Source organism: Porphyrobacter sp. GA68, from assembly GCF_022605525.1.
Classification (GTDB): domain Bacteria; phylum Pseudomonadota; class Alphaproteobacteria; order Sphingomonadales; family Sphingomonadaceae; genus Qipengyuania_B.
In genome coordinates this window covers 1,289,225-1,303,279 of record NZ_JAKQYJ010000001.1, presented here as the reverse complement: position 1 = coordinate 1,303,279, position 14,055 = coordinate 1,289,225, and the positions used below count along the sequence as shown (strand labels likewise).

The 14,055-nt window shown below is 65.3% G+C and carries 13 protein-coding genes and 1 tRNA gene; 7 read left to right on the top strand and 7 right to left on the bottom strand.

The annotated features are described in order from the left end of the window. Positions 1-8: 8 nt before the first annotated feature. Both LHJ54_RS06510 and LHJ54_RS06505 read left to right on the top strand, forming a co-directional pair. A complete protein-coding gene (locus tag LHJ54_RS06510) occupies positions 9-419 on the top strand; it encodes a hypothetical protein (protein WP_228243096.1) in 411 nt (136 codons plus the stop codon). Beyond that, positions 416-1,528, top strand: a complete 1,113-nt coding sequence (locus tag LHJ54_RS06505; RefSeq protein ID WP_228243095.1) for a zinc-binding dehydrogenase — start codon at positions 416-418, stop codon at positions 1,526-1,528. The genes LHJ54_RS06510 and LHJ54_RS06505 overlap by 4 nt, the downstream gene beginning before the upstream one ends. Before the next feature lie 28 nt (positions 1,529-1,556). On the opposite strand, the gene LHJ54_RS06500 is transcribed toward LHJ54_RS06505, so the two are convergent. After that, entirely contained in the window at positions 1,557-2,534 is a 978-nt protein-coding gene (locus LHJ54_RS06500; RefSeq protein ID WP_228243094.1) for an asparaginase, read from the bottom strand. Between the two features lie 71 nt (positions 2,535-2,605). Here LHJ54_RS06500 and LHJ54_RS06495 point away from each other — a divergent pair. Beyond that, positions 2,606-2,681 (top strand) — tRNA-Val (locus LHJ54_RS06495). Between the two features lie 70 nt (positions 2,682-2,751). On the opposite strand, the gene LHJ54_RS06490 is transcribed toward LHJ54_RS06495, so the two are convergent. Continuing rightward, a complete protein-coding gene (locus tag LHJ54_RS06490; RefSeq protein ID WP_228243093.1) occupies positions 2,752-3,393 on the bottom strand; it encodes a TlpA disulfide reductase family protein in 642 nt (213 codons plus the stop codon). Here LHJ54_RS06490 and argH point away from each other — a divergent pair. The 3 genes from argH (at position 3,353) to lysA (ending at position 6,318) form a co-directional block, all read left to right on the top strand. Then, positions 3,353-4,723, top strand: a complete 1,371-nt coding sequence (gene argH, locus LHJ54_RS06485) for an argininosuccinate lyase (protein WP_228243092.1) — start codon at positions 3,353-3,355, stop codon at positions 4,721-4,723. The two genes, LHJ54_RS06490 and argH, sit on opposite strands and share 41 nt — an antisense overlap. Then, a complete protein-coding gene (locus LHJ54_RS06480) occupies positions 4,720-4,959 on the top strand; it encodes a hypothetical protein (RefSeq protein WP_228243091.1) in 240 nt (79 codons plus the stop codon). Before argH ends, LHJ54_RS06480 begins: the two co-directional genes overlap by 4 nt. Before the next feature lie 78 nt (positions 4,960-5,037). Continuing rightward, positions 5,038-6,318: a diaminopimelate decarboxylase gene (gene lysA / locus LHJ54_RS06475; protein WP_228243090.1), complete on the top strand. Its 1,281-nt coding sequence runs from the start codon at positions 5,038-5,040 to the stop codon at positions 6,316-6,318. 48 nt (positions 6,319-6,366) lie between these two features. On the opposite strand, the gene LHJ54_RS06470 is transcribed toward lysA, so the two are convergent. Together LHJ54_RS06470 and LHJ54_RS06465 are read right to left on the bottom strand one after the other, a co-directional pair. After that, positions 6,367-7,353 carry a winged helix DNA-binding protein gene (locus tag LHJ54_RS06470; protein WP_228243089.1) on the bottom strand — a complete coding sequence of 329 codons (987 nt, stop codon included), beginning with the start codon at positions 7,351-7,353 and terminating at the stop codon, positions 6,367-6,369. A 165-nt stretch (positions 7,354-7,518) separates the two neighbouring features. After that, a complete protein-coding gene (locus LHJ54_RS06465; RefSeq protein WP_228244317.1) occupies positions 7,519-8,823 on the bottom strand; it encodes an adenylosuccinate synthase in 1,305 nt (434 codons plus the stop codon). A 221-nt stretch (positions 8,824-9,044) separates the two neighbouring features. Between LHJ54_RS06465 and LHJ54_RS06460 the strand changes: the two genes are divergently transcribed. After that, the gene (locus LHJ54_RS06460; RefSeq protein ID WP_228243088.1) at positions 9,045-9,860 is read left to right on the top strand and encodes an aldo/keto reductase; all 816 of its coding nucleotides are present in this window, start codon (positions 9,045-9,047) and stop codon (positions 9,858-9,860) included. Between the two features lie 59 nt (positions 9,861-9,919). On the opposite strand, the gene LHJ54_RS06455 is transcribed toward LHJ54_RS06460, so the two are convergent. From LHJ54_RS06455 to LHJ54_RS06445, 3 genes are all read right to left on the bottom strand, one after another. Continuing rightward, complete coding sequence (locus LHJ54_RS06455) at positions 9,920-11,056, bottom strand: ATP phosphoribosyltransferase regulatory subunit (protein WP_228243087.1); 1,137 nt, start codon at positions 11,054-11,056, stop codon at positions 9,920-9,922. A gap of 70 nt (positions 11,057-11,126) precedes the next feature. Continuing rightward, on the bottom strand, positions 11,127-12,716 hold the full coding sequence (gene serA / locus LHJ54_RS06450; protein WP_228243086.1) for a phosphoglycerate dehydrogenase: 1,590 nt from the start codon (positions 12,714-12,716) through the stop codon (positions 11,127-11,129). A 92-nt stretch (positions 12,717-12,808) separates the two neighbouring features. Beyond that, a complete protein-coding gene (locus LHJ54_RS06445) occupies positions 12,809-13,933 on the bottom strand; it encodes a phosphoserine transaminase (protein ID WP_228243085.1) in 1,125 nt (374 codons plus the stop codon). Positions 13,934-14,055: the final 122 nt, after the last annotated feature.

Below are 14,055 nucleotides of genomic sequence, written 5' to 3'. Positions count from 1 at the left end.
CCATGACGATGGCCAAGTGGTATCAGCTGCCGACCAGTCACCGCATGACCGCTGGCGAATACCGTGCCAACACGAACGGTATCAATGTGGTGTTCGGCGCCGTTCTAGGTGTCATTCTGGGTGGCATCGAGAACATGCCGACGTGGGACTACATGGTGGTGCTGTTTTTCAGTGTGGGGACAGTCGTGTCGATCCTCTATCTCGCGTTCAGTCCGTACCGGCTGTTCTATTCCGCAACCACCTTGCTCCTGATCGCGATGATGCCTGAAGTGCTGGAGCACGTGTTTGCACGCCACCCTTTACCCAAGCTTCAGCCGACGCTGGCCGCCTGGGCGCTGAGCGTGCTGGCGATCGAGTTGCTTCCGCGCGAAAAAGCGGCGAGGACAGACGCGACACAGGAACAGGAGCCTACGCAATGACCACCGGCAAGCAGATTTTCACCACCCTTGCCTCCGACGGCACGCTCACGGTTGAACTTGCGGAAAGCACCTTCCCTGCGCCGACCGGAAATCAGGTGCTGGTCCGTATGGAAGCCGCGCCAATCAACCCGTCGGACCTTGCCCTGCTGCTGGGTCCGGCAGATCTGGAAAATGCGGAATACTCGCCGGGCCGCATCGTGGCGCGGATGCCGGAGCCGTTCAATTCGGGAAGCAAAGGGCGCCATGGTCAGCGGTTGCCGGTTGGCAACGAGGGCGCCGGAACGGTGGTCGCTGCAGGCGAAGGCGAGATGGCGCAAAAGCTGATGGGACAGCGGGTAGCCTGCGTACCGGGCAGCGCTTATTCCGACTATGCTCTGGCCGACGCGGCCATGTGCCTGCCACTGGGCGACTACTCGGCCGAGGAAGGCGCCAGCGCCTTCGTCAACCCTATGACCGCTCTCGGGTTCGCAGAAACTGCGCGAATGGAAGGTCAGTCGGCGATGATCCACGCCGCCGCCGCATCCAACCTGGGGCAGATGTTGAACCGGATATGCCAGGAGGACGGCATTGCGCTGGTCAACATTGTGCGCAAACCGGAACAGGCCGAATTGCTGAAGTCGCAGGGAGCGGAGCACGTGGTGAACTCCTCTGCCGACGACTTCATGGCCCGGCTGCGCGATGCGATCGCCGCCACGGATGCCTATTTCGGGTTCGATCCGATCGGTGGCGGCAAGACGGTCGACAGCTGTTTCAAGGCGATGGAGCAGGTCGCCGTCTCCAAGATGCGGGAGTACAGCCGCTATGGCTCGAACCAGCCCAAGAAGATGTACATCTATGGCCGGCTCGACCTGTCACCAACAATCCTGACACCGTCGTATGGGTTTGGCTGGACGCTGGCCGGCTGGCTGCTGACACCCTTCCTGCAACAGGCAGGCATGGAAACCGTGATGCGGATGCGCAGGCGTGTGCTGAACAACCTCACCACCACTTTCGCCAGCCACTACACCGCACGCGTGTCACTGGAGGAGATGCTGCGCCGCGACGCGGTACTGCAGTACAGCAAGATGCGGACCGGCGAAAAGTTTCTGGTGGTGCCGGACGGCCGGTAGTGGTTCGGACTGCGGCGAGCGCCGGCGTTTACCGTTCGTCGAACGCCGCCTGCACCGCCACTGCGTCCCGAACCCCGTTCGCCAGCAGAACCTGCAGCAGCACGCGCGCCTTGGCTGGACCGAGGCTGCGCGCGGCAACGAAACCGGCCGTGTCGTCCTCAGGCTCGCGGTCGACAATTCCTTCGTCGACGCGGCTGGCCCTGACAATCACCAGTCCGCGGCGCGCCAGTTCTGCCAGCCGATCGCGCACGCCGCGCGGCGCGTTGCCTTCGCCAAATCCCGCCAGCACAACACCGCGTGTTTGCGGGCCCACGATGCGGTCGACCAGATCTGGTTCCATCGACGCAAAGGCGTGAAGGATCGGCACCTCGGGAAATTCCCGGGGAAAGGTGAAGCGCGCGCTCCGCCTGGCTGCCCAGGGAGCCCCGAACCAGTCGAGCGAGTGCGGCGTCACGGCGGCAACCGCATCGCGGGGGAAACCGCGGAACGCATCGGTCCCGCTGGTGCGCGCCTTTCTTGCATCGCGTGCCGCAATGACCCTGTCGCCCATGACCAGCAGGACCCCCCGACCAGCAGCGTCCGCGTCCGCCGTGACCCGGATCGCGTTGACCAGATTGCGCAGGCCGTCGCTGCCCACGGCATCCGCCGCCCGCATTGCGCCCACCAGCACCACCGGTTTCGCGGTGGGCAGCGTCAGATCGAGCAGCAGCGCGGTTTCTTCAGCGGTATCGGTGCCATGGGTGATGATAATGCCGTTCACCGTATCGGCGCGCATGGCGGCATCGCACTGGGTCCAGATGCGCTGCCACAGGTCAGGAGTGATGTCTTCCGATCCAATGGCCGCCAGTTCCCGCCCCTCCAGCACAGCCTGCGGCGCCAGCGGCCGGACACGGTCGATCAGTTCGCCGATGCCAATCTGCCCTGGCCGGTAATCCCGCCTGAGTGCGGACGAAGAGCGCCCCGCGATGGTTCCGCCCGTGGCCAGGATCAGGATGTGCGACTGCATGCAACGCGCCTTAGAGAGCGTTTGCCGATTGACCAATCCTCAAGGCCCGCTATGGGGCATCGGACTGGCGCGGGTGATTAGCTCAGTTGGTAGAGCATCTCGTTTACACCGAGAGGGTCGGCAGTTCGAGCCTGTCATCACCCACCATCGCCCAGCACCAACTCCGCTATCTGGCCGGTCAACGTTGAATCGTTAGCACGCGACAGGGCGTGCACGCCTATCGCGTTGCCCGACCCCCTGCGGTCGGGCCAGCGGACCCCTCCGCAATCAGTTCAGCCGCCTCATCCCCGGCCCAGTCGAATGCACCGGTCATCCGCCAGACCTCCCGGCCATCCGCATCGTAGAGGATCGTGACCGGCAGGGTTTCGATCTCCAGCGCTTCCATCAAGGCGTTCTGAGGATCGAGCCAAGGTTCAAGATGACGAACACCGGTCCGCTCGAAGAACCGCTCGACCACCGCCGCTCCCTGCACATCCTGACTTGCCGCAATGACCCTCAGCCCTCCGCCCCGCCCGGCCAGCGTGTCGAGTTGCGGCATCTCCTTCACGCAAGGCGCGCACCAGGTCGCCCACAGGTTGAGGAGAACGGGAGTTCCCGTCAGGGTGCCCAAGTTTGCCACCCGCCCGCTCGGGCCGGACAGGCTCACCTGCGGGATCATCTCCCCTGCGCGGCTGCGGTCCACTTCCCCCGGCGTGGCGGCATCCGCTGCGCGGCTTTCTTGCGCCTGCCGCTCGCCCGCCGTATCGCATCCAGCCACAGTCAGGCCAAGGACAAGGGCAATAGTGGATAATAGCCGGGACAAGACGGGCTCCAACAGCATGTGGGGCGGCAGGTTCGCCGCCGGACCTAGCGCGGTCATGCGCGAAATCAATGCTTCCATCCCCTTCGACAAGGCCTTGTGGCGCCAGGATATCGCCGCGAGCCTGGCGCATGTGGCGATGCTGGGCGACCAGAACATCCTCGCAAAGGAGGATGTGGCCGCCATCACCAACGGGCTGCGCCAGATCGAACAGGAATATGCCGCCACCGGCGTGCCGGAGGACTGGAGCCTGGAAGACATCCACATGACGGTTGAAAGCCGGCTTGCCGAATTGATCGGTCCGGTGGCGGGCCGCCTGCACACTGCGCGCAGCCGCAACGATCAGGTCGCCACCGATTTCAGGTTGTGGGTACGCGAAGCGACCGACCGGGCGCTCGCAGGGATCGCCACGCTGCAACGGGCGCTGATCGCGCAGGCGGACGAACACGCGGCGAGCGTCATGCCGGGATTCACCCATCTGCAGACCGCCCAGCCGGTGACGCTCGGCCACCACCTGCTCGCCTATCACGAGATGCTGCGTCGCGACGCCAGCCGCTTTGCCGATGCGCGGGCGCGCGCGGATGAATGCCCGCTGGGGGCTGCGGCGCTGGCGGGAACGGGCTTTCCCATCGACCGGCAAGCGACAGCGCGGGCGCTGGGCTTCACCGGGCCGATGCGCAACAGCATCGATGCGGTGTCCGACCGCGACTTCGCGCTGGATTACCTCGCCGCGGCGAGCCAGTGCGCCCTTCACCTGTCACGCCTGGCGGAAGAATTCGTGCTGTGGGCAAGCCAGCCGTTCGGGTTTGTGCGTCTGCCAGACCAGCTTTCCACCGGAAGCTCCATCATGCCGCAGAAGCGCAATCCGGATGCCGCGGAACTGGTGCGTGGTCACGCTGGCCGGATCACCGGGTGCCTTGTCGGTCTCGCCATGACGATGAAGGGGCTGCCGCTTGCGTATTCCAAGGACATGCAGGACGACAAGCCGCCGGTCTTTGAAGCAGCGGGCCTGCTGGACCTGTGCCTCGCCGCAATGTCCGGAATGGTGGCGAACACAACCTTCGTGACGGAGCGGATGCGCGAAGCGGCGGAATTCGGCTACGCGACGGCGACCGACCTCGCCGACTGGCTGGTGCGCGAAGCCGACGTGCCTTTCCGGGAAGCGCACCACATCACCGGAACGGCCGTGAAGCGGGCCGAGGCTCTGGGTGTCGGGCTGGCAGACTTGCCACTGGACGAACTGCGCGCGATCGACGGCAGGATCGATGAGCGGGTCTATGCCGTCCTGTCGGTCGAGGCATCGGTCGCCGCCCGGCGGTCTTATGGCGGAACCGCGCCGGCCGAGGTAAGGGCGCGTGTGGCCGAGGCGCGCGAGGAGTTGAACAGATGACCAGGATAGCCGCCATCGCCGTGATCTTGCTGGCTCTCAGCGCCTGCGCCACCAGGACGGACTTGGAGCCAGCCGAGGGCATGACCCTGCCTCCCGCGCCATACGGCCTCAGCGAACGGCTGGATGCGCGAACGCTGCTGGAGGTGCCGACCCTGGCGGTGCCCGCCCGCAGCGAGGAGTTGCGGACGCGGTCGGAACCGCGAGAAGACGATCCGTTCGATCTGTCGCCGGAGTAACTTGGTCCAGTAGATGCTGGCCCGACGAAGCATGCCGGCACTCGACAACCGCCATCGCTCCCGCCAACAGGCGCGGCGATGAACCCGTTTCCGATTGTCGCCGGCGAACTTTACGCCGAAGAGGTGCCGCTGTCCCGCATTGCCGCCGAAGTTGGGACGCCGGTGTACGTTTACTCCCGCGCTGCGCTTGAACGCAATGCTACGGCATTCAGAGATGCGGTCGCGCCACTCGGCGATCCCCTCTGCGCCTTCGCCGTCAAGGCCAATCCGAACCTTGCCGTGCTGCGTGTCCTGGCAGCGCAGGGGTTCGGCGCTGACGTGGTTTCCGGCGGCGAGCTGCGCCGGGCGCGGGCGGCGGGGATCGCCGCGGACAAGATCGTCTTTTCCGGCGTGGGCAAGACGGCAGCCGAGCTCACCCTGGCGCTGGAAGAGCGGATTGGCCAGATCAACATCGAGTCCGTCGAGGAAGCGGACGAGTTGTCCGCCATTGCCGCTGCGCGCGGCGTTCAGGCCGTTTGCGCGCTGCGCGTAAACCCCGACGTCGACGCGGGAACGCACGACAAGATTTCCACCGGCAAGGCGGACAGCAAATTCGGCGTCCCGTTGGCCGAGGCTGTCGAGGTTTACGACCGCATGGCCACCCTGCCCGGCCTCGCCCCGTGCGGAGTGGCGCTGCACATCGGCAGCCAGCTGGCCGATCTTGCCCCCCTTGAGCGGGCTTTCACCCGCCTGGGGAACCTCGTGACGCGTCTGCGGCAGAAGGGCCATGCAATCACCCGCGTCGATCTTGGCGGAGGGCTAGGTATTCCATACCGGCAGGGCGAGATGTTTCCGTCACTGGCCGATTATGCCGCAATGGTCGCGCGCGTCACCCGCAGCTGGGACGTACGCCTCATCTTCGAACCTGGCCGGATCATCGTCGGTGACGCAGGGGTGCTGCTGACGCGTGTGGTACGGGTGAAGCGCGGGGCCGCAAATCCCTTCGTGGTGGTCGATGCGGCTATGAACGATCTCGCCCGCCCGGCCATGTACGGTGCCTGGCACGATTTTATGCCTGTCCGCGCGTCTGGCGCGCGCATGGTGGCGAACATCGTTGGCCCGATCTGCGAAACCGGCGATACTTTTGCCACGGGACGGGAGATCGACCGGCTGGAGAGCGGCGACCTCGCGGTATTCCGCACCGCCGGAGCGTATGGCGCCACGATGGCTTCCAGCTACAATTCGCGCGGCTTCGTTCCCGAAGTGCTGGTCGACGCAGACCGCTTCGCCGTGGTGGCTGACAGGATTGCGCCCGATGCGATCATGGCGGCGGAGCGGGTGCCAGACTGGCTGTCCGACGATGCCGGGCAAGCGCGGTAGAGCCAATCCGGCAGCGTTCCGGCCAGCGCCGCCCGCACTAAGCCCGCATCATGCCGCCATCGCCTCGGCCGGAGCCAGATCGGCGAAATAGCGCGTCATGGCTTCCACGCTGCGGTCGGTCAGCTCGATGAAGGCACGCCGGCCATCTTCAGTGTCCTTCACCCGCTGGAACATGCCGGCATCGACCATCTGTCCGATCCAGCGCAGGGCGGTCGTGGCGGGAACTCCCGAGGCGAGGCACAGGGAGGTGACGGACACCCGCTGATGCTCTGCCCGGGCAGCCGTCAAGTCGAGAAGCATGTCCCATGCCGGGTCCGCGAAAAACTCTGCCCCGAACAGCTGATTGCGTTTCTGCCGCTGGCGAAGCACGGCGCGCACCAGGCGCGGATCGGGCAAGGGTGCGCGTGTGCGGCGGCTTTGCCCGGCGCCGCCCTGCGCCTCTTCGCCGCCAGCCGAAGCGCTGCCGATGGGTATCACAGTTCCGCCCGGCTCCGGGGCGCCAGCTCCCCAGTTGGACATGTTGCGCATCAAGGCTTCCACCTGTTCCGTCAGGCGAATGACCGCCAGCCTGTCCTCCTGCTCAAGCTCGCGCACCACCGTGGCGCTGAGAACGGCACGCACTCGGGTGAACAGCATCACCTGTTCCGCCTCGCTCGGGCGCACCTGGATGCTGAACGTGCTTTGCCCCAGACAGCCAAAGACGTCATCCAGGCTGACCAGGGTGGTGATTACGACGATCCATTTGCCCGTGTCGGCAAGGTCGCTGTCAAGCTGGGCGAGAGTGGCGAGCATCCGCGCATCGGCTTGCGGTACATGAACGATGATGGCTTCGGCCAGTTCGCCTGAACGCCCATCTCGCACCACTTCGGCCAGACCGCTCAGATCATCCTGTTTCTGCACGAACAGGCCGCTTTGACCGCACCCTTCGGCGATCCTGCGGCGCTGAAACTCATCTTCGGCAAACACGCAGGCGTCCACCCGCCGCGTTCCTTCCTCGAAAGGTTCGGTGCTGTACGTGATCTCTTCCAGAAACATCCCTGATCTCCTGCTAAGTGCCGGAGAACATGTTTCGAACAAATGGGGATCAGGTCAAGTATCTTTGCTGAGGCTTTTCAGTCGCTTAGGGTTAGCAGGAGATTAAAAGCTCGCTGCCGCACGGCTTTGCATGGTGAATCGCACCCTAACGCGGTGGCAGAATTTTCAGTCCAGGAACGGGTCGCGCACCAGGATGGTGTCGTCCCGTTCCGGACTGGTGGAAACCAGCGCGACCGGAGTTTCGATGAGCTCCTGGATTCGCTGAATATATTTGATCGCGTTGGCGGGCAGGTCGGCCCAGCTGCGCGCTCCGGCGGTGGTCTGCGTCCAGCCGTCCAGCTCCTCGTAAATCGGCTCAACCGACGCCTGATCCGCCGCGTGGGCGGGCAAGTAATCGAGCACCCGCATCTGTCCATCGGGGCCACGCAGGCGATAGCCGGTGCAGATGCGCACCTTGTCGAACCCGTCCAGCACATCGACCTTCGTCAGCGCGATCCCCGTCACCCCGCTGATGGCGCAGGACTGGCGCACCAGCACCGCGTCGAACCAGCCGCAGCGGCGCTTGCGACCGGTGACGGTGCCGAACTCGTGCCCTCGCTCGCCTAGTCGCTGCCCCACATCATCTTCCAGTTCGGTGGGGAAGGGTCCGGAACCGACCCGGGTGGTATAGGCCTTCACGATGGCAAGCACGAAGCCTGTGCTGGCCGGGCCAAGGCCCGATCCGCTCGCCGCAGCGCCGCTGACCGTGTTGGAGGAAGTGACGAAGGGATAGGTGCCGTGGTCAACGTCGAGGAGCACGCCCTGCGCGCCTTCGAAAAGGATGCGCGCGCCGGCCTTACGAACCTTCTTCAATCGTTTCCAGACCGGCTGCGCAAAGCGCAGAACGGATGGCGCGATCTCTGCCAGCGAGGCCTTCAGCGCCGCCCGGTCGACCGCGGGCCGGTCGAACCCCGCGCGCAGGGCATCATGATGCGCGCACAACCGGTCGAGCAGCGGGTCCAGCGCGTCCAGGTAGGCCAGGTCGCAGACGCGGATGGCACGGCGGCCCACCTTGTCCTCGTAAGCCGGGCCGATGCCGCGCCCGGTTGTGCCGATCTTCCCCTTGCCAGCCGCCGCTTCGCGCAGAGCGTCCAGTTCGCCGTGCAACGGCAGGATCAGCGGGCAATTGTCAGCCACCGCAAAATTGTCGGGCGTGATCCGGACCCCCTGCCCCTCCAGCCGGGCGATCTCGTCACGCAGCGCCCATGGATCGAGCACCACCCCGTTGCCGATGATCGACAGCGTGCCCGACACGATGCCGGACGGCAGCAGCGACAGCTTGAACGTGGTGCCGTCGATCACCAGGGTGTGGCCGGCATTGTGTCCACCTTGAAAGCGGACCACAGCGTCGGCACGGGCCGCGAGCCAGTCGACGATCTTGCCCTTCCCCTCGTCACCCCACTGGGCGCCGATCACCGTCACATTGGCCACAGCCACTTCCTTCCTTCACATCGATGCTTCGCACGGGCGGACACCTGGACCGGGTGTTACACGGTCCTGAAGCGAAACCTGCACCGGCGGCTCAAGGGCGTCGGCCCGGCGGCGGCCTATGGCATGGCCGGGCGATGTAGGGAACGCCTCTTTTGCCGCACAAGGCGGGGGCATTTACGAGAGCAGGAGTGTTTGGAAGGGCAGACACGAAAGGAACACGCATGTCCGAACAGCCGACCCTCAAGCTCAACGACGACCGGCAGATCCCGCAACTGGGTTTTGGCACCTGGCGTATTACGGATGACGAAGCGCCTGGAATCGTCAGCCAGGCGTTGGAAGTGGGCTACTGGCTGATCGACACCGCCGCGATTTATCGCAACGAGGGCGGCGTAGGGCGAGGCATCGGGGAGTGGAGCGACATCTTCCTGCAGACCAAGGTGTGGAACGACAGCCAGGGGTACGAGCGGGCGAAACGGGCATTCGCCAATTCCTTGCAGCGGCTAAACCGGTCCTTCGTCGACATGCTGCTGATCCACTGGCCCTGCCCGGCCAAGAACAGCTACCTGGATACCTGGAAGGCGATGGTTGAACTGCGGGAAGAAGGGCTGGCCCATTCCATTGGCGTCTCCAACTTCCGCCCGCAGGATCTGGAAAGGCTGGTCAGCGAAACCGGCGTCACTCCCGCCATCAACCAGATCGAGCTTCACCCGCACTTCCAGCAGCGTGAATTGCGGCAGTTGCATGACGACATGGGGATCGTGACGCAAAGCTGGTCGCCCTTGGGCAAGGGTCGGGCGTTCGACAGCGATGCGGTGCGATCGGTGGCGCAGGAAACCGGACAACCCGCCGGGGCGGTTATCGTGCGCTGGCATATCCAGCACGGGCTCAGCACCCTGCCCAAGGCGGCCAGTCGGCAGCACATGGAACAGAACTTCGCCGCCCTGAACTTCGAACTGACCGAGGAGCAGATGGCGCGTATCGACGAACTGGACGATGCGAATGGACGCATCGGAGAGCACCCGGACGAGGTAAACTGAGTGGCAACCTGGACAACCGTCCGCCTGCTTTAACTGCGGACAGCCGCCGGAGGGCAATACTAGGCGTAGCGGCTGGCGGCTTCCCGCACTTCGCCGTCCTGCAGCGTGTGCGAACATCCCAGCACTGCGGCCTCATCATGCTCGGACAATGCGGCCACGGTGCGCCAGCCCTGCGCCCGCGCCCTTGCCGCGGCCTGCCGGTCATGGTCCAGCGGCAGGAAGAGCCGGCGATCGGCCGCCTCGCCCGAACCGTTCAGCGCTTCAAGCAGCGGTTCGAGATAGACTGAAAAGCCGGTTGCCGGCTCGTCAGCGCCGCGGATGCAGTAGGTGCCGCCGCGACCGATGGCGCCACGCGCCCCTTCGGCATAGAGCGTGAAGCCGAACCAGCTCTGATATTCGAAGCCATGCCGTTCGGTGGGATCGAGGGTAATGGTCACATCCGGCCACATCTGCGCAACCTTTTCCGCAACTTCCCGCAAGCCGCTGATCCGGCTTGCCAGAGCGCCGCCCGCATCGATTGCCGCAAGCCGATCGACGGCGTTGGCGAACGGTCCGGCGGCATACAGGAGCGGCAGGTAATCTGCGCCACCTGCATCGTTCAGGGCGCCGGCATCCTTCATGTCCAGCTCGCGCCGCACAACTTCAAGCTGGTCTGCCGCGAGGGGAAAGGTTCCGGCGGCGAGGGTGTCCACCAAGTCCGGCAACGTCAGATCCAGCGTCAGGTCGCTTGCGCCTGCGGCCTGACAGCTCTCGATGGCGAGAGACACTATCTCTCCAGCGGCAGCAACACTGTCGGCACCGATCAGTTCGGCACCCAGTTGCAACCGCTGACGCGCGGGGTCGAGCTGGTCCGCCCGGATCAACGCAACTTCACCCGCATACGCCAGCCGCAGCGGACGCGGCCGGTCGGCCAGGCTGGTCACGGCGATGCGGCCGATCTGCGGCGTCATGTCGGACCGCAGGGCAAGAGTGCGCAGGCTGGCGGGATCGACGAAGCGGAACATGCGCCGCACGCTGACGCCTTCCATCCGGCCCGCCAGCGAGTGTTCGAATTCGATCAGGGGCGGACGCACCCGGTCATAGCCGTGGGCGTGGAGCACATCGAGCGCATTGCGCATGATGCGCGTCTGGGCAGCGGCCTCGGCCGGCAAGGCGTCGGCCAGACCGGCAGGAAGGAGGTCGTCGGGCTGTGTCACTGTGTCGCGTCCTCTTCCGGAACTGGTCTCATCGATCCGACGCTGTCTACCCGCACCGCGCTACGACCCGTCAGGTGAAATGCAAGGGCGTCACGACCCTTACTCCTTGCAGGGCACACGCCTGCTTCACCACCTCTGCCGGGATGGGCTGGTCCACGCTGAGCAGCACCACCGCTTCTCCGCCCGCATCGCGCCGGCCTAGATTGAAGTTGCCGATGTTGATGCCGTGTTCACCCAGCAGGGATCCGATGCGGCCAATGAACCCGGGCGCATCCTCGTTCACGATGTAAAGCATGTCGCCGGCGAGGTCGGCCTCGATCCGGACCCCGAAAATCTCGGTCAGGCGCGGCGCGCGCTTGCCGAACAGCGTACCGGCAACGGAACGGTCGCCCTGCCCCGTGGCGGCCGTCACACGGACCAGCGTATTGTAAGCACCTTCACGGCTGTTGCGCACCTCGCGCACTTCCATACCGCGTTCTTTGGCGAGGAACGGCGCGTTGACCATGTTCACCGACTGGCTGAAACGACGCATCAGTCCCGCCAGAACGGCGGCGGTGACCGGTTTGGGATTGAGCTCCGCCGCGCCGCCTTCCAGTTCCACGGAGATGCGCGACAATTCGCCATGCGCCAGCTGCCCGACCAGGGAACCCAGCTTCTCCGCCAGCGCCATGTACGGTTTGAGGCGCGGCGCCTCCTCAGCCGAAAGCGAGGGCATGTTGAGCGCGTTCGCGACTCCGCCGTTGACCAGGTAATCGGCCATCTGTTCCGCCACCTGATAGGCGACGTTGACCTGCGCCTCGGTCGTGGAGGCGCCAAGGTGCGGCGTACAGATGAAGCCGGGAGCGCCGAACAGGGGGTGGTCGGCCGGCGGCGGCTCCTGCGCGAAAACGTCCAGCGCGGCGCCGGCGATATGGCCGCTGTCCAGTCCGGCCTTCAGCGCCGCCTCGTCAATCAGGCCACCGCGCGCGCAGTTGACGATGCGCACACCCTGCTTTGTTCGGGCGAGGTTCTCCGCCGACAGGATGTTGCGCGTTTCATCCGTCAGAGGCGTGTGGAGGCTGATGAAGTCGGCGCGGGCAAGCAGATCCTCAAGGCTCACCTTTTCGACGCCGATCTCCACCGCACGCTCTGGGGTCAGGAACGGATCGTACGCGATGACCCGCATCTTCAGTCCTTGCGCCCGCGCCGCGACGATGGAGCCGATGTTGCCGGCACCGATCAGGCCCAGCACCTTCCCCGTGACCTCAACGCCCATGAAGGCGTTCTTTGGCCACTCACCGGCCTGCGTGCGGCGATCTGCCTCCGGGATCTGCCGCGCCAGCGACATGATCAGGGCAATGGCATGTTCGGCAGTCGTGATCGAATTGCCGAACGGTGTGTTCATCACGACCACGCCGCGGCTGCTGGCGGCGGGAATGTCGACATTGTCCACGCCTATGCCGGCGCGGCCGATCACCTTCAGCCTGCCGGCGGCCGCAAGGATGTCCGCCGTCACCTTGGTAGATGAGCGGATCGCGAGGCCGTCATAATCGCCGATCCGGGCCTTCAGCTGCTCGGGAGTTTCGCCCGTAATGACATCCACATCGCATCCGCGCTCCTCGAAGATGCGCGCGGCGTTGGGATCCATCTTGTCGGAAATTAGGACTTTGGGTCTGGTCATGTGCTTACCTCGTCAAACCGGCACCCGCCGGAACTCTCAACGGATGAAAAGCGATGCGCGCTGCGGTTTTGCCGCGACGGGCACCGTTTCGCCTACTGCCTGAGGGATGCCCACGCCCAGTCGAGCCACGGACCCAGCGCCTCTATGTCGGCCGCGTCGACCGTCGCCCCGCACCAAACGCGAAGGCCAGGCGGCGCGTCGCGGTAGCTGGCGACGTCGTATGCAGCCCCTTCTTCTTCCAGCACAGCCGCAAACCGCTTGATGAAGGCGGCATCCGCCCCCTCCACCGTCAGGCAGACGCTGGTGTTGGAACGGATCGCCGGGTCATCGGCAAGGTGGCCGAGCCAGTGCCGTTCCGCAACAAGCCGATCGAGCGCCGCCGCGTTGGCATCCGCCCGCCGCTTCATTTCGGGGAGGCCGCCGATGCCCCGCGCCCATTCCAGCGTCCAGATCGCGTCTTCCACGCACAACATGGAGGGTGTGTTGATCGTTTCCCCGGTGAAAATGCCTTCGATCAGCTTGCCGCCTTTCGTGAGGCGGAAAAGCTTGGGCAGCGGCCAGGCGGGTACATGGCTTTCCAGCCGTTCCACCGCGCGCGGCCCAAGCACAAGAACGCCATGCGCGCCTTCGCCGCCCAACGCCTTCTGCCAGCTGAAGGTCAGCACGTCCGTCTTGTCCCAGGCGATATCCTGCGCGAACACGGCGCTCGTTGCGTCCGCGATGCTGAGGCCGGCGCGATCGGCCGCAATCCATTCGCCGTCCGGCACCCTGACGCCGCTGGTAGTGCCGTTCCAGGTGAAAACGACGTCGCTGTTCCAATCCACCTGTGAAAGATCGGGCAGCCGTCCGTAATCAGCGCGCAGTATCGTCGGGTCGAGGCGTAGCTGCTTCACCGCATCCGTGACCCATCCTTCGCCGAAACTCTCCCATGCAAGCACTGTCACCGGGCGCGCACCCAGCATGGTCCACATCGCCATTTCGACCGCCCCGGTATCCGACCCCGGAACAATGCCGATCCGATGCGTGTCGGGTACTTGCAGCACTTCGCGGATCAGATCGATGCACAGCCTGAGGCGCGCCTTGCCCAGCGCGGAGCGATGCGAGCGCCCGAGCGACACCACGTCCAGCTTGTCCGGGGACCAGCCGGGCGGCTTGGCACAAGGGCCGGAGGAAAAGAACGGTCGCGCAGGTTTGCGGATTGGCGGAGTGTGTGTCATCCATTCTCTCCTTGCAGAGAGCGCGCGCGGCGTTGGGACCGCGTGGCCCGCCGTCTGCGTAAAGGCGCCAAGCCTTTAGTCAAGGGCGGGGCGGGATGCGGCTGCGGGTTATACTCTCGCCA

Bases quoted from the DNA above. Each gene is read 5' to 3' on its own strand.
- LHJ54_RS06490 (WP_228243093.1), bottom strand. From the start codon at position 3,393: ATGACCGCGCTAGGTCCGGCGGCGAACCTGCCGCCCCACATGCTGTTG.
- LHJ54_RS06480 (WP_228243091.1), top strand. From the start codon at position 4,720: ATGACCAGGATAGCCGCCATCGCCGTGATCTTGCTGGCTCTCAGCGCC.
- argH (WP_228243092.1), top strand. From the start codon at position 3,353: ATGTGGGGCGGCAGGTTCGCCGCCGGACCTAGCGCGGTCATGCGCGAA.
- LHJ54_RS06500 (WP_228243094.1), bottom strand. From the start codon at position 2,534: ATGCAGTCGCACATCCTGATCCTGGCCACGGGCGGAACCATCGCGGGG.
- LHJ54_RS06470 (WP_228243089.1), bottom strand. From the start codon at position 7,353: ATGTTTCTGGAAGAGATCACGTACAGCACCGAACCTTTCGAGGAAGGA.
- serA (WP_228243086.1), bottom strand. From the start codon at position 12,716: ATGACCAGACCCAAAGTCCTAATTTCCGACAAGATGGATCCCAACGCC.
- LHJ54_RS06445 (WP_228243085.1), bottom strand. From the start codon at position 13,933: ATGACACACACTCCGCCAATCCGCAAACCTGCGCGACCGTTCTTTTCC.
- LHJ54_RS06460 (WP_228243088.1), top strand. From the start codon at position 9,045: ATGTCCGAACAGCCGACCCTCAAGCTCAACGACGACCGGCAGATCCCG.
- LHJ54_RS06510 (WP_228243096.1), top strand. From the start codon at position 9: ATGGCCAAGTGGTATCAGCTGCCGACCAGTCACCGCATGACCGCTGGC.
- LHJ54_RS06505 (WP_228243095.1), top strand. From the start codon at position 416: ATGACCACCGGCAAGCAGATTTTCACCACCCTTGCCTCCGACGGCACG.
- lysA (WP_228243090.1), top strand. From the start codon at position 5,038: ATGAACCCGTTTCCGATTGTCGCCGGCGAACTTTACGCCGAAGAGGTG.